This is a genomic window from uncultured Meiothermus sp., from assembly GCF_937863175.1.
Classification (GTDB): Bacteria; Deinococcota; Deinococci; order Deinococcales; family Thermaceae; genus Meiothermus.
In genome coordinates this window covers 1-2465 of record NZ_CALMCQ010000133.1, presented here as the reverse complement: position 1 = coordinate 2465, position 2465 = coordinate 1, and the positions used below count along the sequence as shown (strand labels likewise).

Below are 2465 nucleotides of genomic sequence, written 5' to 3'. Positions count from 1 at the left end.
ATCCCACCGATAGAAAGATAGGCTTGTTTTCGGCCCTGGCTCTGGCGAAAGCCTCCTCTCCCCAGGGAAACCAGTCCACCGGGTTGTGGGCATGTTGCAGCAAATAAGGACTGCTCTCCTGTATCAGACGGTTTGACACTCACCCAGCCTAGCCATCTGGCGCTAAAGTAAAAGTGTCGTGAACCTTCCACTACCCGTCCGCCAGACCATGCGGTATCTGAGTCATCGGTTGCTGGCTGGGCTGTTTGACCTGGCGGTGATGGCTGGTTTGCAGTTCGGAATCGTGGCTTCCATCACAGCCCTGCTTCCCCCTACCCATCCAGGCCATCACTTTTCCACCCCAGGGCTGATGCTTTTTGGAGTCCTTTCTCCCCTGGCCTGGTTTGTGTATGCCGTTGTACCACTAACTCGTTCGGGCAGCACCTTAGGTAAGGAGATGCTGGGGTTGCGGGTCGTAGACCAGTCGGGCCGGAGCCCTTCGTTGCTGCAGGCCGCCTTGCGTGAGAGTGCAGGACGCTGGCTGAATGCGATGGTGCTGAATCTGGGTCTTTTGTTCGTGTTCTGGGATCGAGACCGGCAGGCCCTGCACGATATGGTGGCCGAAACCTTGGTGGTGTGGCGCAAAAACCAGGGGGTTTTACACTAGCCAACAAGCCCTGGGTTGAGCCGACTCTTCAAGAACCAGACCCCGCTTGTCCAGAAAGCGCAGCGTTAGAGCCCTGTGAACAACTCCGTTATTCTTCTCCCTTACGGCCCATCCAGGCGGAGTAAAGAATCTGATGCGCTGTGCTGCCCGAACCGTAAATACCTCGGCAAAAGCAGCCTCGGAAGGCGAGGTTTTCTGTGCATCAGGGTACCGACCACCAGGCCTCCCTTTCTTGCTATCCTGATCAACAGCAAATCGGTCGCCAACTACCCGTTTCCATTTGCTACACTGACGTGTTGTGAGCGATAGCGCCACCCGTACCCAGCCCAAGTCGGCAACCCGCACCCCGCCGATGTACAAGGTATTGTTGCTCAACGACGACTACACCCCCATGGATTTTGTAGTGGAGGTGTTGATACAGTTTTTCAAGAAAAGTGAGCTGGAGGCCACTCGAGTCATGCTGCAAGTACACCAGGCAGGCGTAGGTGTAGCGGGGGTCTATCCTTTTGAGATTGCCGAGACCAAGGTAAACCAGGTGATGGATGCAGCCAGTGCGGAGGGTCATCCCCTGCAGTGCACTATGGAACCGGAGTAAGGCCACCCGCCCTCCGGGCCCTCTGATTTGGGTTTGGTATTTTCCAGGCTGCCAGGGTCAGCCGCGCCGAGTGTGGGCGGGCAAATAGCTCTGCCTGCCAACGGCGCCATTGCACACTCTAAACGAACCATCCTGCTACACTCGAGCTAGCAGGTATGGAAACCCCACTGACCCCAACCCTGGAACTTTCCATTCGACGGTCCCTGCAAATCGCCCTCGAGCGAAAGCACGAATATGCGGGCCTGGAGCATCTGCTGCTGGCCCTGCTCGATGACCCCGACGCATCCAGGGCGCTTTTGAGTTGCGGGGTTGATCTGCAAACCCTGCGCCTGATGCTGGAGGAGTCGCTAAGGCAGTTTGAGGTCGGGGAGGCAGACGAGCCGCACCCCACCTCGAGCTTTACCCGCGTGATTCAACGGGCGGTTTATCAGATGCGCTCGGCGGGCCGCGACCAGGCCAATGGAGCCAACGTGCTGGTCTCGATCATGGACGAGCGGCAGACCGCCGTCTACGCCCTGCTGGAGAGCTTCGGTGTCAACCGTTCCGATCTGACGGCGGCCATCTCCCGAGGGGCGCTCCCCAGAGGCACCCGCCAGCCAGCCCAGGTCGGTGAAGATACCGCAGGTATCGCACAGAATCCCCTGGAAGCCTACTGCACCAATCTCACGCTTCGCGCCCAGAAAGGCCATCTCGACCCCCTGATCGGGCGTGGGGCCGAACTCGAGCGCATCCTGACCATCCTCTCCCGCCGGCAGAAGAACAATCCCCTGCTCGTAGGCGACCCCGGGGTGGGGAAGACCGCGCTGGTCGAAGGACTGGCACAGTTGATTGTGCACAGCGAAGGCGCAGATATCCGACTTCCCGAAAAGTTGAAAGGCGCCGAGGTCTTTGCCCTGGACATGGGCAGCCTGCTGGCGGGCACCCGCTTCCGGGGCGACTTCGAGGAGCGCGTCAAGGCCGTGATGAAAGCGCTCGAGGCCCATCCCAACGCAATATTGTTCATTGATGAGATTCATACCATCGTCGGCGCAGGCTCCACCACCGGCTCTACCGTGGACGCCAGCAATCTGTTGAAGCCCGCCCTGACCGGCAGGCTCAAATGCATCGGGGCCACTACTTTTTCCGAGTACAAACACTTCGAGAAGGATCGGGCCATTGCGCGGCGCTTCCAGAAAATTGACATCGCCGAACCTTCCCATGCCGACGCAGTAAAGGTTCTTGAGG

At 58.9% G+C, this 2465-nt stretch carries 4 protein-coding genes; 3 read left to right on the top strand and 1 reads right to left on the bottom strand.

Annotated features, from left to right (window positions below; all coding sequences use genetic code 11):
- Positions 1-139 (bottom strand): DUF255 domain-containing protein (locus Q0288_RS05410; RefSeq protein WP_299428321.1); only part of this gene is annotated, 139 nt, incomplete at its 3' end.
- A gap of 39 nt (positions 140-178) precedes the next feature.
- Here Q0288_RS05410 and Q0288_RS05405 point away from each other — a divergent pair.
- The 3 genes from Q0288_RS05405 to Q0288_RS05395 form a co-directional block, all read left to right on the top strand.
- A complete protein-coding gene (locus Q0288_RS05405) occupies positions 179-646 on the top strand; it encodes an RDD family protein (RefSeq protein WP_299428318.1) in 468 nt (155 codons plus the stop codon).
- Between the two features lie 298 nt (positions 647-944).
- The gene (clpS, locus tag Q0288_RS05400; protein ID WP_299428315.1) at positions 945-1241 is read left to right on the top strand and encodes an ATP-dependent Clp protease adapter ClpS; all 297 of its coding nucleotides are present in this window, start codon (positions 945-947) and stop codon (positions 1239-1241) included.
- Positions 1242-1396: 155 nt separating this feature from the next.
- Positions 1397-2465, top strand: a 1069-nt coding sequence (locus tag Q0288_RS05395; protein ID WP_299428311.1) for a Clp protease N-terminal domain-containing protein, incomplete at its 3' end; no start/stop codon positions are given.